This window comes from Streptomyces sp. NPDC006516, from assembly GCF_040611875.1.
In the GTDB taxonomy this organism is placed as follows: Bacteria; Actinomycetota; Actinomycetes; order Streptomycetales; family Streptomycetaceae; genus Streptomyces.
The window spans coordinates 410,196-432,908 of sequence record NZ_JBEXPD010000003.1 but is presented as its reverse complement, the minus strand read 5'-3'; the positions used below and the strand labels follow the sequence as shown (position 1 = coordinate 432,908).

Genomic DNA, 22,713 nt, shown 5'->3' with positions numbered 1-22,713 from the left:
GGAGCGTCGCTCCGTGCGGTCCGGACCGAGCCGCACCGGCGGTTCAGAAGGTGGTAAGCCATGGGAATGAGTTCATCGGGAACAAGATCGCTCAAGGCGGCTCTCGTGACGGGCGTGGTCGCCGGTGCGGCGCTGTTGTCCGCTGCGGCCCCGGCCTCCGCGGCCAACCCGCCGTATGCCGACTGCCCGGGCTGGGCCCTATGCCTCTACCAACACGGCGGGGGGACGGGCTCCAAGGCGATCATCACCCCGTCCACCGGCAACATCAACCTCTACAGCGTCCACTTCCTGAACGGGGACCTGGCCAACAATCAGGTGTCCTCCTGGCTGAACAACTCCACCTGCCAGGTGAAGTTCGTCGACGACCCGTACAACTACTCGGACCTGGACTTCACTCCGAGCAATCAGTACGGCGCCACGGGTGACTGGGCCGGCGAATTCGCCAACGACAGGCTGACCGGGTTGCAGTTCTACTGCCCCTGAGTGGGCTTCTGTTCCGCGGGACCCGACCGGTTCTTCCCGCCAGCCTCGAAGCACGTCACGGCCTGGCACCGGACTCGCTCCCGAGCGTCTCTTTCGACGTCGGTCAAGCTGCCGCCCTGCGGATATCTCACCGAACGAGGACTACCGAGGTCACCTTCCCGCTGTCTGGCGAACAGCCCGACATCACCGGACCAAGTTCAGTAGCGTGCTCAAGCGCCATCTATCGCGCTCAGTCTTAACGTGGCTGAGCACGATAGATGGCGCCGACGGACAACTGCGATGCGCAGAATGGCGACAGGCGCGCGGGGTTCCATGGTTGGGGGTCGGCCACTCGTCGTTCAGGCCAGCGGGGCCCAAAAGTCGTCGTACGGTTCGGGTTCCCCGGTAATTGCGGCCCGGACTGCGGCCACCGACCGGCCCGCAGGGTAGCCGGTCACCTCGACGCCGTAGTCGTCGTAGTCGTCGGGTGCGTGGCATTGAGGGTCGGTGCGGTTGAGGAGGAATGCGTCGCGGGAAACGGTTCCGGAGCGACGCGCGGGCCGAAGCGGAGGAGACCGCCAAGAGCGTCAGCGCGGTGTGGACGGTGGGGGTCGGTGGTGATCCGGCTCAGGAACGGTACGGCGAGAGATGCGGCGGTCGGCTGTCGTCGGCGCACATGCAGATCAGTACAGCCACCGCGTTGCGTGCGGCCCCGTCTGCGGTGTGCATCTGCCGAACGGCATCTCGGGCCCCCGTGAGGGAAGTTCCCCCCACGGAAGGTCGTCTAGAGCGTTTCGGTGGGATCACCGCGCAGACCACATGAAGATGCCATCTGCTGCAGTCCGCGCTCGTACACGTCAACACACTCTTGCTGCAGCAGATCCTCGCCGAACCGGCGTGGGCGAAGAAGCTGTCGGACGAGACCGGCGCGGCCTGACCACGCTGTTCTGGTCCAACGTCAACCCGTAAGGCACGTTCCGCCTGAACATGGACAAGCGCCTCGGCCTGGGACCGACCGCCGCCGTGCCCCGCCCCCGCAGGCCGGCCTATGGCGCCGACCACTCGCGGACGGGGGAGCGATGAAGGGCTTCCAGGACCTCACCGGCCTCGGAGGAACGTGGCCGCATCGTGGACCCTCGGCCTGATGCGCGCCTACGCAGTCCGGGACCGTGCGGCAGTTGTTGAGCACCTCGCACACCTCATGTCCAGGTGTGGGCGGACCGGGAGCCCCGGCCCGCCCACCGCCGCATCAGGCCGCCAGCGCTTCGCGGAGCGTTGAAGGTTTGAGACCGAAGGTGTCGCGGATATCGCTGTCATCCACGATGAACGGACGCTCGGACATGTAGCTCATCTCGGCGAACTCCCGCCACAGTGGATCGGTGAAGGACAGCAGTGTTATGTCCCGTTCGGTGAGCGGCTCCAACCGCGGTTCGGGCGCTCCATGGCGTTCGGCGAGTTCGGTTGCGGCATGACGCACGGTCGTGGTGATGACCGGGGCGTGCCAGGCCCGTCCCCAGGCTCGCTCGTCGTCGCTGACCGCCACCAGCGCCGCTGCGACGTCCTCGGTGTAGGAAAACGAATGCGCGGCATCGGGGTTGCCGTGGACGAGAGCCAGTTCACCCTCGCGGACCCGGGGAGCGACCAGCAGCGTGAACGCTGAGACTGCGCCTGAGCCCAGGTACTGGCCGGCTCGCACTTCAGTGACCCGCAGCCGCCCTTCGTCGTGCGCGTTCTTGGCCCGCTGCCACAGTTCGGCCCGCACCCGGCCCTTTCGCGTGTGCGGGGCCATCGGGGTGCGCTCGGTGACCGGCCCGGTGGTCTGCTGATAGCCGTAGTGATTACCGAGCATCACGTAGTCGGCCCCGGCACGCTCGGTCGCCGCGAGAATCGAGGCGAACAACGGCGGCATGGTCTCCGGCCAGGTCTGGTAGGCGGTCATGGCGGCGTTGAAAACCGTGGCCGCTCCGGCCAGCGCCTCGGCCAGCTCGTCAGCGCGGCCCGCGTCCAGGGCGACCCGTTCGATGGCAGGGTGGTCGGGACCACTGGCGCTGCGGGTGATGAGGCGGACCCGCTGGCCGCTTTCGGCCAGTTGCCTGGCGGTCGCGACCCCGGTCGCACCTGCCCCGATGACGACTGATCCACCCATGGTCTTTTCTCCGTTCACCTTCAGCGATGGAACGCTTCCCCGAAGGGGAAACGTGGTGCACGGAGGGCCCGTCCGCACCCCCAACTCTGCCGTGCGGACGCAGGGTAGGTTAGTGGCCCGAAAGCCATGACCTCCAAGGATCTAGCCATGCATCGTGTCGCCGTCCTGGCCGTACCCGCGGTCAAAGCCTTCGACCTGTCCATGCCGTCCACGCTGCTCGGCGCCGCCGAGCTCAACGGACGTCCCGGCTATGAGGTGAAGGTGTGCACCGCCACGCCGGGCGTGATCGGCGCCTCCGGCGGCATCGAGGTGGTGGTCCGGCACGGCCTTGAGACGGTCGCGGCGGCGGACACGGTGATCGTCCCCTCGACCGGCAGCCGGCACGACGCCGAGCCGGCCGCCCTGGACGCCTTGCGGGTGGCGGCGGCCGCGGGCAAGCGCGTCGCCTCGATCTGCAGCGGCGCCTTCGTCCTCGCCCAAGCCGGACTCCTCGACGACCGTGTCGCCACCACCCATTGGGGCCTGGCCGAGGAAATGCAGCGCGCCTTCCCTTCGGTGCGGGTGGACGCCGACCGGCTGTTCGCCGAGGACGGGTTGATCATCACCGGTGCCGGCTCGGCCGCCGGGATCGACCTGTGCCTGCACCTGATCAATTCCGACTACGGCGCGGCCGTGGCCAACGCGGCGGCCCGTGCCGCCGTCGTCACCCCGGTCCGCCACGGCGGGCAGGCGCAGTTCGTACAGACCCCACTCCCGGCCGAGACCGACTCCTCACTGGACGCGGCCCGCATATGGGCACTCCAGCACCTGGACCAGCCGATCTCCCTGCGCGACCTGGCCGGCCGAGCCAAGATCAGTGTGCGGACCCTGACCCGCCGTTTCACCGCTGAGACTGGTGTGACCCCGTTCCAATGGCTGCTCCAGCAAAGGCTGCTGCGGGCTCGCGAGCTGCTGGAGACCACCGACCTCACCGTCGACCAGGTGGCCGACCGCAGCGGCCTCGGCTCCGGCGAGTCCCTCCGCCAGCACCTGAGCCGCCAGATCGGCATGACCCCGGCCGCCTACCGGGGCGCCTTCCGCCGCCCGCGCGTGAGACCCGGTCAGTGACCGCGTGACTCGGTCCCGACCTGGTGTTTCATAGGTGGTCGCCTGTGAAACGCCCCGCCCTGCGGCGACCGACCTGGACAGATCGTGCTGCATGTGTTGCTTCATCGCCGCCAAGCTCGTCATCATCACGGCCAAGAAGAAGGGCCAGCACCCCTCGCCGGCCTCTGTCATGCGCATGCTGCGCGGCCACAACGAACAGACCACCGCGGCGGCGAGTACGTGATCACCCCGCTACTTTGCACCGTGGGTCAGCGATAGGAGTCCGGGGCCGACGTCGGCGGTGAACTGCGTGACGCGGGTCTCGGTGAACCGGCCGCCGTCGTTGAGGGCGGGCGCGGTCCAGGTGATGGTCCAGGTCACAGGGGGCCGGTCCCCTGGAACCGGCCCCCCGGCTGCTCGGAGGAGGGCGGCATCGAGCGCGGCCACGTGGTCACCATCGCCCGGGGTGGCGGCCCCTGGCACCGAGCGTTCGTCACAGTTTGCGCGGACGCACACCCTGTCCGGGCCGATCGGCGCCACGCGCCCGGATCATCAGGGGATGGGGTCAGCTTCAAATGGTCGTCACGATCCCCGGCTACCCCAAACGGCGATCGTCGGCCATGTTGCGCCCTTTGCGCCCGTAGGGCAGCAACTGTCATCGCGAGCAGGCTCTGCTACTGAGGCACCATCCTGAGCGCCGCGAGGTCACCCAGGAGCCGGGAAGCACGTGTCTCCGCGCCCGGTGAGGTACGAGTCTTCGACTCACTGTCGGCGGAGCCAGCGGTGCGCGGACGATCGCCCACGAAGCCGTTCAACGACGATCTGCGTCTTACACAGTGGCGTTGCGAGGAGGGCCCGCGGGCCGTACGCAAGACGAGCCGCAAGCCTCTTGGTTTTTGGCGACTAGTTGTCAGGTAGGCAGTCTCTGTCACCCGCGAGGCCGGTTACCGATCGCCGTGACCGGGTGGCGGAGGTGGTCAGCCTGCCACGGCTTCACTGGGTTCGGTGCGCGGGCCGCGGCGGCGTCGTCGGCCGATGGGCGCGGGTCTCCACCAGTTGACGGGACCGAGAAGTGTCATGACGGCGGGGACGAGGATTCCTCGGACCAGGATCGCGTCGAGGATCGCCGCGGAGGCGATGCCCGCACCCATGAGTTTGAGGATGGTGACGTGGGAGGTCGCGATGGCAGCGGTGGAGATGGCAAGAGCCGCTGCGGCTGAGGTCATCAACCGGCCGGTGCGAGAGATGCCCGTGACGATGGCCGTCTGGTTGTCCAGGCCGCGGTCGAACTCCTCCCTGATCCTGCCGAGGAGGAAGACCTCGTAGTCGAGGGACAGGCCGAACGCCACGGCCAGGGTGAACAGCAGCAGACTTGCGTCAAGGGAGCCAGTGACCGTGAACCCGCCCAGCACGTTGGCCCCGTGTCCGGACTGGAAGATCCACACGATCCATCCGAGCCCGGCGGCCAAGCTGATGACGGCCACCGCGAGCGCCTTCAGCGGTGCCATCGCACTGCGGGTGAATACGGTGAGCGCGGTCAGCAAGAACACACACATCGCCACCGCCACCCATGGCAGAGCGCCGCGCACCGCGTCCGTGGTGTCGGTGATCTGCGCGGCCCGACCACCTACCAGTATCGGGCCCGGCGATGGAGCTTTCCGCAAAGCATCGACCAAGCGCGCGGCCTGGGGCGTGTCGGGTCCCACCGTTGCCGCCACCAGCACCACTGCCGGGCGCCGCTCTTGCTTGGCCTGTCCGGGCCCGCCCGCCGCAGAGGCCGGTACAAGGCGCACCGCACCCACATGCGGCAGCCGGGCCACGGCGGCCGTGTAGTTCGCTAGGTTCGCGTCCGGCCGTTCCAACACCACCACCTGGACTCGCTCCGGCGATACCTCGAAGCGGCCGCGCACGTCTGCGGCGGCAGCGGCGGACGAGGCCGTCGGTGCCAGTGTCCGCTCGTCGATCGCACCCAACCGCAGATCCATTGCCGGCCAAGCCATCACGACCAGCACTGCCAGCGCCCCTACGCCCGCCGCCGCAGGCCGGTCGGTGACACGGCGAGCGAGCTCCCGCCAGAACCGGCTGGGGCCCCCGATGGGATCCCGGCGCAGCCGGCGCAGCGGGTCGGCGCCATCGACGCGGTCACCCAGCAACGTCAACGCGGCCGGCAGTACCGTCAATGCGGCCAGCGCGGCCAGCAGTGTCACCGCCACACCCGCAAGAGCCAGCGCGCGCAGCAGCGGAACGGGGATGGTGGCCACCGCTACCAGGCATGAAGAGATCACTACCGCCGAACAGAGCACGCAGCGCCCCGATGTATCGAGAGCTACTTCCAGTGCTCGGGGGCGCAGCATGCCTTTGGCGTGCTCCTCGCGGTAGCGGGCCAGGACGAACAAGGTGAAGTCGATCGACAGGCCGAAGCCGATGGCCGCGGCCGCGTTGACCGCGAACGCGGACACATCAGTCACGTGGGCCAGCAGGCCCAGCAATGGAGCACAGCAGACGACGGCCGGCACCGCGACCACAAGCGGCAGCGCGGCCGCAGCCCACGAACCGTAGGTCAGCAGCAGGAGAAGCACGATGAGCGGCGCCGCCCAGAGTTCGGCCCTCAGCAGATCGCCCCCGCCCTGCTGGTCGATCTCGGCTGTCGCCCATGAGGGCCCGCTGGCATCCACCCGCATTTCTGGGACAGCCGCACGCGCCTTGGGCACCAGACGCAGCGCCGATTCCTTGCGGTCCCCGTCGCTGCCCGACAGCGAAACCGTCACCAATCCGGTGCGCCCGTCGCGCGAACTCAGCCACGGGTCTCCCGTGGCAGCGGACCGCACCGTACGCACACCAGACTCGTGCGCCAGCACACGGGCAACAGCACCGGCACCCGCTGCATCCGCCGGCTGGACGCCCCCGTCTCGCATCGTCAGGGCGAGCACGAGATCCGGGGTGCCGACGCCCAACAGCTCAGCCTGCTTCTGAGCCTTGGCCGACTCGGTGCCTGTGGCGATGGTCCCTCCGGCGCCGAAAGCGTCGGACATCGCGGGAAGGCTCAGCAGGGCCACGACCAGCGCAACCGCCGCGCATGCCGCCACCCTCCAGGCCCGGGACGCCGACCACGGCCGCCTTGCTGTCCCGCTCTCTCTGCGTACTGGCATGCCTGCACTAACGAGCAACCCGCACAGCAGTGCTGTTGGTTGTGGCCGGAAGGCTGGCCGAAGCGGCCGGACCGAGCCGGTTTTCCCGGCCTGTTGCGGGCGCGTCAAGGCTGCGTTCAGTGGTGAAGGGTGAGGTTTTCGTCGTGGACTGGGGCAGTTGGGCCGGCCTGGCGGCGGGCGCGGCGTCCAGAGCGGTGCGGCGCCGTTGGCACAGGCGGTCCAGAACCCGCACCCCCGGTTCCGCGCCGCGGAGCAGGGAGGGTGCGGAACCGACGAAGCGCGAGCAGACGCCTACGTGGGCGTGGTGGACCTCTGTCAGGACCTCGACCAGGCGCCTGTGGGCGGGGCGCAGGGTGGAGGACTTCGCCGGTGCGGCCAGACCCCACTCGCGCAGGCTCTGCACCAGGACGCGGTGATCGGCCGACCAGAGGCCGGAGAATCCCGGGGGAGCCTGCGGTGGGGCCATGGAGGGCCGGACGGTGTCGTGGTAGTCCTGTGCGTCGAAGGACGCGGTGATGCGCAGGGCGGACGCGCTGGCGCGCAGGAAGTGAGCGGCGGTTTCCAGGCCGAGGGCGGAACTTGCGGGCGAGGGAGCGCGAAGGGCGTGTCGCAGGGCGACGACGGTCGCCTGGGTGAGGGCGAAGAACAGCCGGTGTCCCTGAATCCAGCGTTGGTGCACCGTGGCCTGCGTCCTGGGCTCGCGATTGTCCGTTCGTGAGTCCAGCCCGGCCGCGTGCGCGGCGAGATCGAGGTCGGGCTCCGTCGAAGATCCGTCCGGGTGGCGGGAGAAGGCCCGCACTGCGGCGAGGGTGTCGTCGAGGGCGCCGATCAGCAGGGGCGCGGGGGCGCAGGCACAGCGTGAGACCGCGAAGTATTCGTCGAACACAGCTTCGCGGGGATCTCGTTCGGGGATCCGAGGGTGGTCGGGCGGTGTGTGGTGGCGGTCACGCCGGTTCGTGGCTTCGCGCAGGGCCGCCAGGCTGTGGGGCAAGTGCTGCGGCGGAGCGAGCCACAACACGGATTCGCTTGTCATCTGGGCCATTTCACTAGTTTTTATGCGGTATGTTACCCGGCATGTCAGTGACTCTTGGTGATGATTCGTTCCGCAGCGCAATCGGGGAGGTCGCCGCGGTCCTTGAGGGCTACTGGAAGGACCTGCGAGAGGAACGCCTGCCGGTGACGCCGGACCTCCGCCCCGGGGACGTACGTGCGATGCTGCCCGATTGCGTACCGGCACACGGCGAGCCGATCCGGGAGGTCCTGGCCGATGTACAGCGTGTGGTGATGCCCGGTCTCGTGCACTGGCAGCACCCGTCGTTCCTCGGCTACTACCCGACCCAGACCAGCCCCGCGTCGGTGGTGGGCGAGCTGTTGGCCTCCGGCCTGGCGGTCCAGCACATGATGTGGTCCACAGGCCCGGCCGCCACCGAACTCGAGGAAGCGGTCCTGGACCATCTCGCGGTCGCGCTGGGCCTGCCGGAGCGGTTCCTCAGCACCGGGGACGGCGGCGGGGTCCTGCAGGACTCAGCGTCCTCAGCGGTCCTGGTGGCCGCAGTCGCCGGCCTGTACCGAGCCTCAAGCGGGCGCTGGCGCGAGCACGGCACCGAGGGGCGCTACAGGCTGTACTGCACCGACCAGGCGAACTCCTGCGTCCCCAAGGCCTCGCGCATCGCCGGCCTGGGGGAACCGACCCTGATCTCCACCAGGGCGGGCACCTGCGCGATGGACCCCCGCGCCCTGCGCGAGCAACTGGCAGCCGATCGCGCCGCGGGCGTCGTTCCCGCGATCGTGGTCGTCTCGGTCGGCACCACGGGCACCTGCGCCATCGACCCGGTCGCCGATATCGCCGGCGTATGCCGGGAGTTTGGGGTCTGGTTGCACGTGGACGCCGCCTACGCCGGGTCGGCGGCCATCTGCCCGGAGAACCGCTGGATCAACGAGGGTGTCGAGCACGCCGACTCCTACGCCGTGAACTGCCACAAGTGGCTGCTCACCGGGCCGCCCTGCGACGCGATGTGGGTGGCCGACCGCCACAGCCTCACCGCCGCCATGGACATCCGCCCGCCTTTTCTGCGCAATCAGGCCAGCGACTCGGGTGACGTCACCGACTTCCGGGACTGGCAGGTGCCCCTCATGCACCCCTTCCGTGCCCTGAAGCTGTGGTTCGTCCTGCGCACCCACGGCGTCGAGGGCCTGCGCGCGCACATCCGCGAACAGCTCTCCCATGCTGCGTTGTTGGCCAGTCTGGTCCGGGACACCCCCGGCTTCGAACTGGTCTCGCACTCACTCGGACTGGTGTGTTTCCGCCTGGCCGGTGACAACGCCCGCACCGAGCGACTGCGTACCGAGCTCGACGCCACCCATCAGATCCTGGTGACCCCCAACACCGTGGACGGCCGCTACATCCTGCGCGCAGCCCTGGGCTCACGACTGGCATCCCAGACGTCCGTACGCAACGCCTGGGCGGTGGTACGCGAGACCGCCGCCTCGATCCCCGACGACCGGCCCGCGTCGCCCAAAGCAAGGCCGACGCCCCCGGTAGGCGCCCGGTGACCAGGAAGTGCGGCCTACAGCACCACGCACCCCGGCAGGCCGCGGACCCTGGACGCCGGCACGTGGGGTCCGGCCGCATCGGCCCCCGTCGATGCCGCGTCCCGGGACATGACGCGCCCCCGGGCACACAGCCCACGGCCCACGTCCCCGCCACGCGAACGACCTTCAGCGGAGAACCCCGTGCACGATCATGACGGCGCGGCCGACGCGGCCATGGCGGGCGAACGCTGGTTCGACTACGCGGCAGCACACCCGCACTCGAGCATGGAGATCGGCGGGGTTGCCGTCATCGCCGGCCCCGCCCCTTCGACCGCAGAGCTGCACGCGTTGATCGACTTGGTCCGGGTCGCCCACCCGCCACTGCGCGACCGAGGCCGCCTCCGGGGCGCGAACGCGGAGGGCCCGGCCGAACCCGCCGAGCACCTCCAGGAGGTCACGCTGCCCGCGCACGGCGGCGACGTCGCGCTGCACGCGGCGATCGAGCGCGTCTGTGCCCGGCCGCTGACGGACCTCTCCTGGGGCATGACCCTGCTCCACGGCCACCGCGACAATGAGTTCGCCCTGCTCCTTCGCGCCCACCACGGCCTCCTGGACGGCATGTCCCTGATTGGCATCATGCTCGCCGCGGTGCGAGAACCCCGCCTCCCGCACCGCCGCACACCTCCCGCGCCCTCGCCCTCCTGGACGAGCGGACGCGTGCGAGCCCTGGCACGCGCGGTCGCCGGCCTCGCGCTGCCCGCGCGCACCATCAGCCTCGGCCCCACGCGCGGCCAGGCCCCCACCGGCCCACTCAGGCGCCTGTGGGTCCACACCCCACTGTCCCGTATGAAGGCCATCGCGCGGACGGCCGGCACGAGCCTCAACGACGTTTACCTGGCCGCCCTCGCCGGCGCCCTGCGCCCCACTCTGCCCGACCGCGCCACAGGCACCGTGCGGGCAATCGTCCCCCTCAACACCCGGCGCAGCAGCACGAGCACCGCGTTGGGCAACTTCCACCGCGGCGTCCCCGTGATCCTGCCCTGCCACATGCCCACGGCCGCCGAGCGCCTGGCCGCCACACACGAGGCCACCGCGAACATCCTGACCAGCCGCCGCGATCCCGACGCGGATGTTCTGTTCGACGTCCTGCCCACGCGCTGGCACGGCAGAGCCCTGGCACGAATCCTGCACCCGCGGCGCACCACTATGGTGGTCACGCATGTCCCCGGTCCCGCACATCCTCTCGAACTCGACGGCCGTAGCATCGAGGCCTTGCTGCCGCTGATGTTCCTGCCCGCAGGACATCACCTGTCGGTCTGCCTGGGCGAATACGCCGGAACGGCGTACCTGGCCGTCGTCGCCGATCCCAGCCTGCCCGGCATCGACGAACTTCCCACCCGCTGGCTCGCCGAACTCGACGCGCTCGAAGTCACCTTCACGCAACCCCGACGACCTTCGGATGCCCACGCTCGGCCAGCGCGGTGACGGCCGGGACGTACTTGGCCAGCCTCATGGCCCACGACGGCCACAGCTGCGCCGGCACGCGCGCCGCCCGCTGCCGTAGGTCGTTGAGGGCCAGGAGTTTCAGCCGGGGCCGCCGTGAGGCCGATGCGTAGGCCAGCCGGTCATAGGCCCGCAGGTACGGACCCATGGCCGTCAGGACTCGGCCGGACAACGCTGGACTGACCCCTCGGTACGGCTACTCACCGGGAAGAACGGTGTCCCGGCGGGCAAGACCGGTCCGGGTGATCCACTCCAGAACTGCCTGACCTTCCTCGTCTCCGCCGGCAGTGGCAGCAAAGGCGAGGACGGAGCCGACGGCTACGCTGCCCGCCTCGTGAAGCGCCAGCGACAGGGACTACCGTCACCCACCTGCACCTGCTGCTGGACCAGTGGCGGCCCAACCGCTGCCGCCGCACGCCCAGCGGCCCGGTCGGCCACCACTGGTGGATCTTCCAGGCCGAGGTTTCCGGGTCGCTGTGCCCCTCGGCCCGTGAGGTCCGCTCCCCTCAGTGGATCCACCCCGACCAGCTGCAGCAGCACGCGCTGCGCACCGCCGCGTACGCCAACGGGGGCCTGGACCTTATAGAGTTCGAGTGCGAGCCCGGCCTGGAGCCGGTGTGGTGCCGCTTCCTGCACGACCTTGAGCGTGTCACCCTGCCCTCGGCCGACCTCGATCGGATCGAGGCCGGCCTGTGAACGGCGACCAGCGGCCTACCTCAGCGGGAGCCGACCGTCCGGCCGGCTGCCAGACGGCGCACGGATCCGCTCGCGGTCCTCGGGGAAGACGCTGTCCCAGTCGCCCACCAGACGGAACCATGCCGCCGGCTGGTTCTGCTCCCCGGCGAGCGGTACGTCGCGTTCGGCGACCGCGGCATAGGACAGGCCCAGCGTCGGAGACCAGTCGGCCCGGTAGGAACGCACCGCCACGGCTGCGGGCTCGGGCAGCAACTCGCTGCGCAGGCCGGTCTCCTCCAGCAGCTCTCGTGGCGCCGCCGCACGCGGCGCCTCGCCCGGCTCAACCTTGCTGCCGGGCGGCACCCATCCGCGCACGCGGTGCTTGACCAGCAGGACGTGCTCGAAAGCAGGGTCGGTGACCCATACCCCGGCCGCCAGCGGATCCATCGGGTGCCGGCGCGCTTCCTCCAGCCGGGCCCGTGCCTCCCAGTGCGAGCTGGAGTATCTCCGCTCGCGCAGCATCCTCGACCACGACCAGGACGAGGTCCTCATCGAGATGAAGCGGATCGACATCTAGCTCTGCGAGTACCTCGCCAGTCACGGCTGGGCGGCCGAGCACACTTTTACTTGAAACGCAGTTTCCTTCGCGACACCATCGCCCTCCGCCCGGACTTCTCCACGCCATGACCGACCAGGCGGCCCCCGGCAATCCCCCGCAGGAGGTACCGCAACCCACACGAGTGATCGAACACAGCATCACAGCCCGCCTCACCCGACCACAAAAGGAGAGGACCCGCTATTCGAAATCAGGTTCCAAATTTCGCCCGCCCCCACCCGTTACGGCGACAGCAGACCCGCCGTTACCCGATCACCTGTCCGCATCCCCCGAGGAGCCCACATGCATCCCGTACGCCGCCTTGCGCTCGTTCATCCTGCGTTCGAAAGCACCGCTGCCTCCTCGGGCGTCAGCCTTCACCTCGCCTCCGATCGCGCCGCCCTGCTCTACAACGGAGCACGACCGGATACGAGGTACCTCGCATGACGGACTCCACTCGTCTTCCCTCCCCCCTCCACGCCTGGGTGGAGAGCGTGCTGGGCCCCCTCGCAGAGCCTGACGCCGCCAGCGCTCTCGCCTACGGTCCTCGGCACGGAGACCCGCTCGTGACCGCACGCGGCCTGCGCACCGTCGAACGCCTGCTACAGGAGGGCCGCCTGTGAGCCACGCGCCTCACCTGCTGATCGCCGGCGTGGCCCAAGTCCTGCTCCGCGCAAGCGGCGCAACCCTGTGCGTACGTCGCAAACCGAGGGCGGCGCTCGCACCGGGACAACTCACCGTTGTGGGCGGTCATCTGGAAGCCGGCGAACCGCTCGACCACGCAACGCGGCGCGAAGCGGGAGAAGAGACGGGGGTCTGCATCAGCGCCGAGCAACAGGAGTTCTGCGGCCTCATTCACCACCATGAATCCGCTGACAGCCCGGACCGGATCACCGCGGTCTTCGTCGCCCGATCGTGGGCGGGCGAGCCGCACAATGCCGAGCCGGACAAGCACGAGGGCTTGTTCTGGGTGTCGATGGAGAAGCCCCCGCCGGACTGCCACCCGTACACCACCGCCATCTTCCACATGATCACCCACGGCCCGTCCTACCGGGCTCTGAACTGGCCGACGCAGGGAGGCAGCAAGTGAAGCGATTCTTCGGCAAGGTTCGCATGGCGGATCCCCAGGTTTCCGAGGCAGAGCGCGAGCTCTTCGGCGGGCCGTTGCGCTACGACATGGGCTGGTCCCAACATGAGCACGCGGGGCTGGACTTGACCATGCGGTCGGCGCTGCGCCAGATGCCCAGACTCGTCGGCGCTGCCCTGCGGATGGCCTGGAGCGCGGATCGCCGCGCGCTCGTGGCAGTGGCGATCAGTGAACTCGGCCAGGGCATCGCCGCCGCGGTCGGCCTGCTTGTCATCAACGCGGTCATGCACGCGCTGTTAGGGGCCGGAGACGCTGTCGAGCGGCTGCACGCCGTGCTGCCGGGACTGCTCGCCGCCGCAGGCGTAGCCGTCGTCAACTCCGCCCTGGCCGGCTGGTCGACCTCTCAGGCCGGCCGCCTGGAGCCGAAGGTCGAACGGATCGCCACCACCCAGTACCTGGCCGCGGCCACCGCTGTCGAACTCGAAGCCATCGACGACCCGGACTTCCGTCGTCTGATCGACATCGCCCAGTACGGGCCCGCCTCCGCGCGCCGCATGATCGGCGCCTGTGTCTCCGCGCTGAACAGCAGTATCTCGCTGATCGCCACGGCCGGTGTGCTCACCATCCTGCATCCGGCACTGCTGCCCATGCTGCTGGTCATCGCCGCACCCCGCGGGTGGGGCGCCATGCGGGTGGCACAGGAACGCTACGTGTCGGTGATGAGCTGGATCGAGCACCTTCGGGCCAGTCGCCTCATCGGCAACCTCCTCACCGAACGCACCGCCTCACAAGAAGTGCGCATCCACGCCGTCGGTCCATTCCTCCTCGATCGGTACCGGCGCATGGCCGACAGCGCAGAGGCGGAGCAGGAACGTCTGGCCTCCAGCAAGGCCGTCACCGAATGGGTCGCCTCCGCACTGTCCGGACTGGCAATGGCAGCTACCTACGGAACGATGATCTGGCTGATCATGGCCGGGCACATGAGCCTCGCCGTCGCCGGCACTGCCGTAATCGCGGTACGGACCGGGTCAGCGAGCCTGGGTGCCCTGGTGATGAACATCAACCAGCTGCACGAAGAGTCCCTCTACGTCCGGGACCATGGACAGTTCCTGGTCGAAGCTGCGCAACGTGCCATCCCCCACACCGGCAGACCCGTCCCCGCCCAGGTCAAGCAGGTCTCCCTTGAACACGTCACCTACCGGTACCCCGACCGCGACGCACCGGCCCTGGACGACGTGACGCTCACCTTCCCCATGGGGTCGGTCATCGCCGTGGTAGGCGAGAACGGCTCCGGCAAAAGCACCTTGATGAAGATCCTGTCCGGTCTGCTCCTCCCTCACGCCGGGTCGGTGAGGTGGGGCGAGTTCGATGTCTCCGGGCTGAAGCGCTCCCAGGTCTTCGACCGCGTCTCGCTTCTCACGCAGGACTTCCAGCGCTGGCCCGTGACCGCCGCGATGAACATCCGCATCGGCCGCCCCGGCCACGACGCCTCTATGCATGACCTGCAGATGTCCATCGACTACGCCGGAGCCGGATCCGTCACCGCCAAACTCCCCAACGGTCTGGAGAGCATGCTCGGCCGCATGTTCCGCGGCGCCATCGAGCTCTCCGGCGGCGAATGGCAGAAGGTGGGCCTAGCCCGCACCCACTGGCGCAGCTCAACATCGCAGGAGGACAGCGTCCTCATCGTCGACGAGCCGACCTCCGCGCTCGACCCCGAAGCCGAGATCGCTGCCTTCGACCGCATCCGCCGCCTCGCCGCCCCGCACCGGGCCGTTGTCCTGGTCACCCACCGCATGTCCGGCGTCCGCCATGCCGACCACATCTACGTCCTCAACCAAGGGCGCCTCGCCGAGCACGGCACGCACGACGACCTCATCGCCGCACGTGGCCGGTATGCCGCCATGTTCGACACACAGGCCGCCCAGTACGCCCCGGCCCCGAACGTCCCAAAGCCTGCTTCACCCAGCGTCGTAGACAAGGCATGACCCGCCCCACCGAAAGGCAGAGCCAAGCCATGTCCTCCTCTCTCCCCCGTCAGCACGAGTTGCCTCGCAGTCCGTCCTGTCAGCAGCGCAGTACGCCGCCGCCCGGCACGCTGCGTGGCTCGGCGCAGCCGCGATCATCACCGACGATGTCGGCCGGGTCCTGATTGTGCGCCCCACCTACCGCAAGGACGACTCGTGGCCGCTGCCCGGGGGCGCCGGCGAAGCCGACGGCGGTTCATCGCGGCCGACGAGTGGGACCGTTTCCGCTGGCCCTTGATCGAGCTTCTGCGGCGACAAGGCCGGATCGAGGAAGCCCTCGCCTACGCCGAGACCCTGCCGTCAGGCCTGTACGGACTGACTTCGAGCATCGCTTGGGTCCTGGAACAGGCGGGCGCGTCGACGAGGCTCTCAGCCTGCTCAAGGCAGATGCCGACGTGGACGCGTGGCAGGCGGCCGCGCTCCTCGTCAGGCACGGTCGTGCTGACGAAGCGATCGACAGCATGCCCTCCATCTCCGATCTGCGTGCAGCCAGTCGTTGGGGGGTAGCCAAGCCACCGAGCCACCGCCAACTTGAAACCGCAGGTCCCGAAGGTGGTGTCACTGGTTCTCGGGGATGTTCACTCCGGGCTTGGGCGGCCGTCTGGGGCGTAGATCGTCCGGCAGGGCGGCCATGCCGATGAGTTCACCTTCTGCGAACGGTCTACCCGGCGACACGACCATTCTTGAGAGGAGTGCCATGTCCACCATCCAGCCAGTGATCCTGACTGCCGAGCAGGACGCCCTGCTCGGCTTCTATACGAAGCTGTTCGGCGCCGAGGAGGTCTTCCGGGTACCGGAGGAAGGGCCGGCCTTCTACCGCGGCCTGCGCATCGGCGACACCGACCTCGGGCTGGTAACCAGAACGGACCTGGAAACCGGGGCGGCACCGCGGATGCTGCTCAGCATCAGTGTCGACGATGTCGACGAGACGCTCGGCCGCGTGGAGGCTCTGGGCGGATCGGTCCGCAGCGGTCCCAGCGACATGCCGTGGGGACAGCGCGTCGCCCACATTCAGGACCCCGACGGCAATCCGGTGAACCTCACCCAGTCGATCCCGGCCCGGTGACACTGTTCCCCCGTGATCCAGGAGCGTGGGCAGAGGAAACGGCTTTGCGCCCTGTGTGATGGGCATGGGTGCTGGCTCGCCGGGGGTACTGAAGATGATCAACTTGGTGTTGCAGTTGTCAGCCCGTGATCTGGTGCATGCGGACCTGGCGTCGTGCAAGTGGGCACGTTCTAACCACCACTTGGCCGGCGTCGCCAAGCAGTTGGAACGTGTCCGGTCCGGCGAGGTCGACTACCTTGCGGTCTGCCCTGCAACGGGCATCCCTGTGGCGAAAGGTGGCGTCGACTACCAGGTCAAGAATGGGGCCGGGCACTCTGGGGCAGCTGCCCGTCCACCCCGCATTGCAGTCGTGCGGAATCGGCACGTTCCTTGTCGCAGAGCGGTCGCCCCTGTCACGCCCCGTACAGGAGCGATGCAGGGGCGACGGCCGCCCGAGTAGAATTCGGCTCATCGTAGCGAGTGACGGGCGGCCACAGAACTACGTCTTTGGTACCGGTCCGCCCGGGTCCGCAGCCCGATTCGCCGAGCCCCGAGCGGACGGGTTTGGTGCCGGTGACGGAACGCATGGACCGGGGCATCGCTTGATCCGCTGGATTCGGAAGATCCGGTCTGCACGCCTGCACCGGTAGTGCCGCTCTGTGGGCAAGGGCAGACCGATCCTCTTACGGACGCGCCAGCGTCTCAGTGGCGCACGACGCCGGGTGCAATGTCCTCGGTGAACGATGCACCAGCGGCGCGGAAGTGCTTGCTGCTGTTGACGGGGTCGACACCGCAGAAAGCGGCTTCCAGCGTGCCTGCGAGACCTGTGTTGACGGTGCCATTGTTTGACGTATTGGCCATCGACGTCATACTGCGCTTGCCGTCGGCGGTCGTGAAGGCGTACGTGTAGTAGCCCTGCACGGTGCCGGTGTGACCGTAGACCTGCACACCGCAGGAGAGCGCCCTGCCCCGCAGGCCGAGGCCGTAGGACTGGGTACCGTCCGCGTTCACCGGGACCATGCTCATCATCTCCCGCAGCTGCGGCTGGGGGACGAGCTTGCCGGACACGAGCGCGGTGAAGAACCGGTTCAGGTCTGCGCCGTTCGAGATCACGGCACCGGCGGACTGGGCCCAGGAGACCGTCTGCTCGGTGGAGTCCACCATGGGGAGCGTGGTGTCGTCGTCGCGTACGTAGCCCCGTGCGAAGGACCCCGTGAGGGTCGTCAGCGGATGCACGTACGAGGTGTTCCTCAGGTTGAGCGGCTGGAAGATCCGTTGCTCGTACTGAGTGGCCATCGGCACCCCTGTGAGGTGCTCGATCATCTGGCCCAGCACCACGAAGTTGGTGTTGGAGTAGCTGTAAGCGGCCCCCGGTGCGCCGGTGGGCTCGTGCGCGGTCGACAGGTCGATGAGCTCCTGGAAGGAGAACACCTTGTTCCGAACCGCCTCGAAGCCGGGAACGGTGTAGTAGAACATGTCGTTCGTGTAGTCCCACAGTCCGCTGCGGTGGCTCAGCAGGTGCCTTACCGTGACGCGGTCATCCGGCAGCGGCTCGGGCAGGTAGTCGTTCGCCGGCGCGTCGAGGTCGACGCGCCCTTCGGCGACGAGTTGCATGAGCACGACGGTGGTGAAGCTCTTGCTGACACTGCCGACACGGAATTTGCGATTCGCGTCCATCGCGGTACCGGCCGCGGTGTCCGCCTTGCCCGAGGCGATCCGGTAGCTGGAGGCACCGGAATCGATGCGGGTGAGCGCGCCGGGCGCGCCCTGCGCCATCGCCTGCTTCTGCACGGCGAGGACGCCCGTGACCGACGGACTGGGGAGGACAGTGGTGGCGGCGCCGGCAGGGGTGACGGCCAAGGCTGTCATCATGACGGTGCCTGCGAGCGCGACGCTCGCGTTCTTGATGCGCATCCGATTCTCTCTGACGTGATCGGGTGAAGACGCTGACGGCTGTCGCCGGCAAGCCGGGACAAGTGCCTGACAGTAAAAGTCGTGCAACTCTCGGCCCGGAGAGCGTCCTGGGCCCACGAAGTGTCGGCCAGAACCATAACGCACAGGGTGGTCGGCGGCGGGGAGCTGAGCTGCCGGTACTGCACTTGCCGAGGCCCCGTCAGGTCGCAGGCCCGCAACGTGAGGAGGCCATTCCGATGGGAAACTCAGCAAGGGCGGTCCCGCCTATGGTGCGATGCTCAGACGTCGTCTCCAGCAACCCCTCCCGAGCCCAGGCACGGTGATGATGGTGCTCGCCAATTTTCACTGGTTCGGAGGCCGTGGCGATCGCCACGGACCTGATCTCCTTGCACGAGACACGGATCCACCGACCCAGGACACCCGCCCCCTGCTGATCACCCGCGAGGCGATCGGCCTCTCGGACGCCCAATGCGACCTGATCGGCTCCTGGGGCGCCGGCCAGCGCGGACGTGCCATGTGGAAGAGCGGACGCGGTCGTCCAGGGCCTGACCACCTGCTGGAACTCCGGTCCGGTGGAGGGCCGGGTCAATCACATCAAGATGATCAAGCGCCAGATGTTCCAAATTCCCGCTCCCCGTAAGCGCGTCCTCCTGACCTACACCCGCCCGTCAGCACAGCCACTGAACGCCAGGCAGGTCCGGTGATTTCCGAGGGGCGCACAGGGTGAACTCCTCGACGACTGGGCGGGAGCACGCCATGGAGATCACCGTCCAGTGGATACGGACTTCCTGGACAAAGGAGTCTCGGGGAGAGGAGGGGGCCTCGCGTAGGAATGCGGGCCCGATTGGTTTCGCTCTCCCGCCTGCCGAGACCACCACTTCCGCACACGTGATGACCATGTATGAGCGTGACGGCTTCGAGCCCTACGACGCCCTGGAAGACCGCCGCGGGGTCGGTGCCCAGCTCCGGGTAGCCGACGGACGGCTGCGGGTCTTCTCCCGAGTCCAGCCCTTATTTGCCCTGCCGCCCCGGCCACGGCAGCCCCCGGCAGTTCGGCTCGCCCTCCCCCGGGGGGTGCGTCGGCAGCTCAACTACCGCTTCAGTAGTGCCCTGGGGATTCGGGGCTGGTCGTACTGGCTGGACACGTTCACCCTCGCATACGGCCCCGTGAACGCCGATGTGTTCCTGTCCACGCCCACCGTGCTCATCGACGAACAAGGACCTCTCCGATAACCCCGTCCTGAACGTCGGCCACTGTCCCAGATGACATTGCGTCACCGGGGCTGAACGCCCTTGATCGTCCTCACAAAGACCGCGCTTGATCTCCAAGAGATCGACGAAGCCAGCGGCCGGTGTCGCGGACGAGAACGAGTTCGGTGCTCGTCCGGCGCTGAGTGGATCGCCGCGCGGATCGGTCGGAGACGAGCTGGACGATAGCGAGAGGGGTCTCAGCGTAGGTGTCGCGGCCGCCTCCATGTCCGCCAAGGCCGTAAACCCGTGGACAGCTCTCCGGCTCTGGGTGAGCATCACCGCGATGAACAACGAACCTCTCTCCGCCCCCAAACGCGTCCGTTTCGTCGAACTCAGTGCAAAGGCGCTACGGGCGCTTGCTGACGGTGACATCGCCGGCGGCAGTGCCGAGGCCGGGGTCGCCCTTGACGCACAATTTGTCGGTGAGCGAGCCCGCTGGATCTTCGGCTATCGGGCCGACCAGCTCGCCAAAGACCCCTCTGCCGCGCCCTGGATCACGCGTGCCGCGGTGTCCGAGCCGGACGGGGTAGTCGTTGGCGACGCCGGGTTCCACGGGCCGCCGGATGAGGCCGGCATGGTCGAGGTCGGCTATACCGTCGTGCCCGGGTACCGCCGCCAGGGCTATGCCCGCGCCATGCTGAAGGCGTTGCTCGTCAGGGCCGCGGCCGACCCCGACGTCAGGACCGTGCGCGCCAGGATCGACTCCCGCAACACCGCCTCCCTGGCGTGCATCGAGGGCTTCGGCTTCACGCGCATCGGCGAGCAGGGGGACGAGCGCGACGGACTCACGATCATCTTCGAGGTTCCGGCGGACGCCATTCAGGCCGGATAGCTTTGAACAGGCTTTGGCCTGGCGGGAGTGTTGGGTAACGCGGTGCTGCCGTGGACGATTGCGGGGTGTTGGTTCAAGTGGAAGCGGTGGGGCGGCCTCAGCCCGGCCACGACTTGCTGCCCGCAAGTCCTCAGCGGGCGTCGGCGCAGTCCACGCATTACCGGCGTCGCTCTATTCTTCGTCGGTCCACTGGTCCAGAAGTTCGTCCTCGGTGACCGTGGGCGACGTCGCCCGGTCACGCAGGGACTGCTCGGTCCAGATGTCCTTGCCGCGAGGGGTGTATCTGATACCCCAGTGCTGGGAGCACTGGGCAACAAGGAACAGTCCGCGTCCGCCTTCGTCGGTGGTAGCTGCACGACGTAGATGGGGGAAGTGCTGCTGGCGTCGGAGACTTCGCAGATCAAACTCCTGGTGTCGTGGAGCAACCTCAGGTGGATGGGCTGGGTGCCGTAGAGGATGGCATTGGTGACCACTTCGCTGACGATCAGTTCGGTGGCGAACGTATGCTCTTCCAGGCCCCAGGTTTCCAACCGCTGAGTGGTTTCGGCGGGGACACGCGAGACGGTGGCGGGGTCGCTCGATACATCCCAGACCGCGACCTTGTCCGAGCCCAGCGCACGAGTGCGGGCCACCAGTAGCGCAATGTCGTCAATGGGGTGCTCAGGCTGAAGTGCCTCCCATGACGGCGCTGCAGGTCTCCTCCAGAGTTCGGCGGGGCTGGTCGGTCAGGACGTCCCGCAGAATGGTCAGGCCGGGGTCGCGGTCGCGGTTCCAGAGTTCACGATCAAGAACGTGAACGACACGGTGGGGCGTCAGCTACCAGTGCTCTTCTGCGCCGCGGTCCTCCGCCCATGGATCGAAGAAAGGCCTGAGAGCCGGTCAGGTGCCGGCTTGCCGTCAAGGACCTGTGTTGTAGAGCCGATGGGCTCGCTCACGCGGGTGCGGGCTCTGCCCGTTCCCCACAAGCGCCGGAACTCAACTCTTCTGCTGCCGACGCACCATCTCGGTGATCCAGACGGGCGCGTACGGAGATGTACAACCCGGCGAGGTCGGATAGTCCTTGAGCACTCCGAGGCGCTCACCGATGGCGAGGGCGCGAGCCCGGTGTGCGGGGTACTCGATCCCGATCTGGGCCAGGCAGTGGTTCATCGCCCACTGCAGGCGGTCCGGGGCGCCACCCATCTCCGTCTCGATGACATCGAGCAGGCCCGCCGGATCGAAGCCTTCGGGCTTCGTCAGCACACGCGCAGTGGTCAGCTCCCACCCGGAGGCGGCGACCGTGGGGTCCGGATCTGCCAGCCACGTCTGCCTCAGCTCTTCGGCGTGCGAGCTCTTCTTGACGACATAGCTCACGAGCCAGCTGTGCACCTTGGGCGCGCGCGCCTGGCGCAACATGGAGTCCAGCTCGTCGCGTGTGAAGGCCTTCGGACGGCAGATCAGGAGCGCGAGAAGCCGCGCCGCGGCGTCACCCGACTCCCAGAGCTGACAGGCCAGGTCCTGGTTCGTCTTGAGCCTCTTCGCGAGCGACCGCAGCGCGCCCAGGTTCACACCGTGATCGTCGCCGTGCTTCTCGTTGACCGCACGAATCTTAGGGTCCTCAAGCTCGCCGAGCTCGGCCAATACGCCGGCCACCGTTGCCTCGGGCATCTCGCGCTCTCCTGTCCTCATGTAGGCGCACCCCACGGTGCAAGCAGGCCTCCATCGAGGAAACCCGGTTCATGCCCGACTGCTGACCAGTACGGATCGGTGCCCGTTATCTGGTCATGGCGTGCCTGGTCAACTCCCATTATTGCGTCGAGCCTCAACGGTGGTAGCGCACCGCTTCTCATGCGTTGTGTCGGAGGAATAGTCGTCCAGCGTGGCGCCAGGGGGTCCTGCAGGCTCGCGGCGTGCCGAGCCAGCTAGCGCCCCGCCAACTCGCGTGCTCCGTGCTCGTCGCCGGGCTTCTCCGGGTAGGTAGAACGGCGATGCCCACCGCCCGGTCATGGGTGGCCAGTTGCTGGTGAAGGGCGTTGCTCATGGCGGCGAGCCCATTGGGCAGCCCCAAAGAGCAACCCCCTCATGACAGATCTGGCCAACCAGTCACTTTGCGTCATCATCCTGCAACTGACAGGCGCAACGGTTCAGGTTGCGGATACATAAGGGGGTCGGAACGGTACCGAGGGTGATCAAGGGGCGGGGCGGGATGCTGACCATCAACGTAGGAGTGCTGCTCGCCGTGATCGTCCTGCTGCGGCTGCGCCGACGCACCGAGTCCCGCAGCCGGAACGACGAGAAGCTGACCGTGATCATCGTGCTCGCTCTAGGCGTCGTTATCGCCCCGACCCCGTTGGGCGAGGGCATTGGCGACTTCCTGGGCCAGCTCGCCTCCGGCATCACCGACTCCTCCCGCTGAAACCGGAGCGCGCC

General features: G+C 68.3%; 20 protein-coding genes and 2 pseudogenes. 13 read left to right on the top strand and 9 right to left on the bottom strand.

Annotation, left to right across the window (positions count from 1 at the left end; genetic code table 11):
- The first annotated feature begins 66 nt into the window (after nucleotides 1-66).
- A complete protein-coding gene (locus ABZY45_RS14035) occupies nucleotides 67-483 on the top strand; it encodes a peptidase inhibitor family I36 protein (protein WP_356739558.1) in 417 nt (138 codons plus the stop codon).
- A gap of 1,228 nt (nucleotides 484-1,711) precedes the next feature.
- Here the strand turns inward: ABZY45_RS14035 and ABZY45_RS14030 are convergent.
- Entirely contained in the window at nucleotides 1,712-2,608 is an 897-nt protein-coding gene (locus ABZY45_RS14030) for an NAD-dependent epimerase/dehydratase family protein (RefSeq protein WP_356739556.1), read from the bottom strand.
- Between the two features lie 147 nt (nucleotides 2,609-2,755).
- On the opposite strand from ABZY45_RS14030, the gene ABZY45_RS14025 reads away from it, so the two are divergent.
- Complete coding sequence (locus tag ABZY45_RS14025) at nucleotides 2,756-3,715, top strand: helix-turn-helix domain-containing protein (protein ID WP_356739554.1); 960 nt, start codon at nucleotides 2,756-2,758, stop codon at nucleotides 3,713-3,715.
- Between the two features lie 91 nt (nucleotides 3,716-3,806).
- The gene (locus ABZY45_RS14020; protein ID WP_356739552.1) at nucleotides 3,807-3,938 is read left to right on the top strand and encodes a hypothetical protein; all 132 of its coding nucleotides are present in this window, start codon (nucleotides 3,807-3,809) and stop codon (nucleotides 3,936-3,938) included.
- Between the two features lie 8 nt (nucleotides 3,939-3,946).
- Here ABZY45_RS14020 and ABZY45_RS14015 read toward each other — a convergent pair whose 3' ends face one another.
- The 3 genes from ABZY45_RS14015 to ABZY45_RS14005 all read right to left on the bottom strand — a co-directional run bounded on the left by ABZY45_RS14015 (nucleotide 3,947) and on the right by ABZY45_RS14005 (nucleotide 7,876).
- A complete protein-coding gene (locus ABZY45_RS14015; RefSeq protein ID WP_356739550.1) occupies nucleotides 3,947-4,075 on the bottom strand; it encodes a hypothetical protein in 129 nt (42 codons plus the stop codon).
- A gap of 596 nt (nucleotides 4,076-4,671) precedes the next feature.
- Entirely contained in the window at nucleotides 4,672-6,726 is a 2,055-nt protein-coding gene (locus ABZY45_RS14010) for an MMPL family transporter (protein WP_356739548.1), read from the bottom strand.
- Between the two features lie 124 nt (nucleotides 6,727-6,850).
- The gene (locus ABZY45_RS14005) at nucleotides 6,851-7,876 is read right to left on the bottom strand and encodes a hypothetical protein (protein WP_356739546.1); all 1,026 of its coding nucleotides are present in this window, start codon (nucleotides 7,874-7,876) and stop codon (nucleotides 6,851-6,853) included.
- 41 nt (nucleotides 7,877-7,917) lie between these two features.
- Here ABZY45_RS14005 and ABZY45_RS14000 point away from each other — a divergent pair, with 41 nt between their 5' ends.
- Together ABZY45_RS14000 and ABZY45_RS13995 are read left to right on the top strand one after the other, a co-directional pair.
- Nucleotides 7,918-9,396: a pyridoxal-dependent decarboxylase gene (locus tag ABZY45_RS14000; RefSeq protein ID WP_356739544.1), complete on the top strand. Its 1,479-nt coding sequence runs from the start codon at nucleotides 7,918-7,920 to the stop codon at nucleotides 9,394-9,396.
- 180 nt (nucleotides 9,397-9,576) lie between these two features.
- On the top strand, nucleotides 9,577-10,860 hold the full coding sequence (locus ABZY45_RS13995; RefSeq protein ID WP_356739542.1) for a wax ester/triacylglycerol synthase domain-containing protein: 1,284 nt from the start codon (nucleotides 9,577-9,579) through the stop codon (nucleotides 10,858-10,860).
- On the opposite strand, the gene ABZY45_RS13990 is transcribed toward ABZY45_RS13995, so the two are convergent.
- Nucleotides 10,811-11,050 carry a hypothetical protein gene (locus tag ABZY45_RS13990; protein WP_356739540.1) on the bottom strand — a complete coding sequence of 80 codons (240 nt, stop codon included), beginning with the start codon at nucleotides 11,048-11,050 and terminating at the stop codon, nucleotides 10,811-10,813. The two genes, ABZY45_RS13995 and ABZY45_RS13990, sit on opposite strands and share 50 nt — an antisense overlap.
- 539 nt (nucleotides 11,051-11,589) lie before the next feature.
- Nucleotides 11,590-12,126 carry an NUDIX hydrolase gene (locus tag ABZY45_RS13985; protein WP_356739538.1) on the bottom strand — a complete coding sequence of 179 codons (537 nt, stop codon included), beginning with the start codon at nucleotides 12,124-12,126 and terminating at the stop codon, nucleotides 11,590-11,592.
- Nucleotides 12,127-12,591: 465 nt separating this feature from the next.
- On the opposite strand from ABZY45_RS13985, the gene ABZY45_RS13980 reads away from it, so the two are divergent.
- The 5 genes and pseudogenes from ABZY45_RS13980 to ABZY45_RS13960 all read left to right on the top strand — a co-directional run bounded on the left by ABZY45_RS13980 (nucleotide 12,592) and on the right by ABZY45_RS13960 (nucleotide 16,957).
- Entirely contained in the window at nucleotides 12,592-12,771 is a 180-nt protein-coding gene (locus tag ABZY45_RS13980) for a hypothetical protein (protein ID WP_356739536.1), read from the top strand.
- Complete coding sequence (locus tag ABZY45_RS13975; protein WP_356739534.1) at nucleotides 12,768-13,238, top strand: NUDIX domain-containing protein; 471 nt, start codon at nucleotides 12,768-12,770, stop codon at nucleotides 13,236-13,238. The genes ABZY45_RS13980 and ABZY45_RS13975 overlap by 4 nt, the downstream gene beginning before the upstream one ends.
- 23 nt (nucleotides 13,239-13,261) lie before the next feature.
- A complete protein-coding gene (locus tag ABZY45_RS13970; protein ID WP_356739532.1) occupies nucleotides 13,262-15,223 on the top strand; it encodes an ABC transporter ATP-binding protein in 1,962 nt (653 codons plus the stop codon).
- Between the two features lie 736 nt (nucleotides 15,224-15,959).
- A complete protein-coding gene (locus ABZY45_RS13965) occupies nucleotides 15,960-16,328 on the top strand; it encodes a VOC family protein (RefSeq protein WP_356739530.1) in 369 nt (122 codons plus the stop codon).
- A gap of 94 nt (nucleotides 16,329-16,422) precedes the next feature.
- Nucleotides 16,423-16,957 (top strand): annotated as a pseudogene (locus ABZY45_RS13960) (GNAT family N-acetyltransferase).
- Between the two features lie 52 nt (nucleotides 16,958-17,009).
- Here ABZY45_RS13960 and ABZY45_RS13955 read toward each other — a convergent pair.
- Nucleotides 17,010-18,221, bottom strand: a complete 1,212-nt coding sequence (locus ABZY45_RS13955; RefSeq protein ID WP_356739528.1) for a serine hydrolase domain-containing protein — start codon at nucleotides 18,219-18,221, stop codon at nucleotides 17,010-17,012.
- Nucleotides 18,222-19,112: 891 nt separating this feature from the next.
- Here ABZY45_RS13955 and ABZY45_RS13950 point away from each other — a divergent pair.
- Together ABZY45_RS13950 and ABZY45_RS13945 are read left to right on the top strand one after the other, a co-directional pair.
- Entirely contained in the window at nucleotides 19,113-19,454 is a 342-nt protein-coding gene (locus ABZY45_RS13950) for a hypothetical protein (RefSeq protein ID WP_356739526.1), read from the top strand.
- A gap of 85 nt (nucleotides 19,455-19,539) precedes the next feature.
- A complete protein-coding gene (locus ABZY45_RS13945; protein WP_356739524.1) occupies nucleotides 19,540-20,304 on the top strand; it encodes a GNAT family N-acetyltransferase in 765 nt (254 codons plus the stop codon).
- 171 nt (nucleotides 20,305-20,475) lie between these two features.
- Here ABZY45_RS13945 and ABZY45_RS13940 read toward each other — a convergent pair.
- Together ABZY45_RS13940 and ABZY45_RS13935 are read right to left on the bottom strand one after the other, a co-directional pair.
- Nucleotides 20,476-21,075 (bottom strand): annotated as a pseudogene (locus tag ABZY45_RS13940) (ATP-binding protein); the annotation flags it as partial.
- 204 nt (nucleotides 21,076-21,279) lie between these two features.
- The gene (locus tag ABZY45_RS13935; RefSeq protein ID WP_356739522.1) at nucleotides 21,280-21,951 is read right to left on the bottom strand and encodes a DNA alkylation repair protein; all 672 of its coding nucleotides are present in this window, start codon (nucleotides 21,949-21,951) and stop codon (nucleotides 21,280-21,282) included.
- 538 nt (nucleotides 21,952-22,489) lie between these two features.
- On the opposite strand from ABZY45_RS13935, the gene ABZY45_RS13930 reads away from it, so the two are divergent.
- Complete coding sequence (locus ABZY45_RS13930; protein ID WP_032769956.1) at nucleotides 22,490-22,699, top strand: hypothetical protein; 210 nt, start codon at nucleotides 22,490-22,492, stop codon at nucleotides 22,697-22,699.
- The last annotated feature ends 14 nt before the right edge of the window (nucleotides 22,700-22,713 follow it).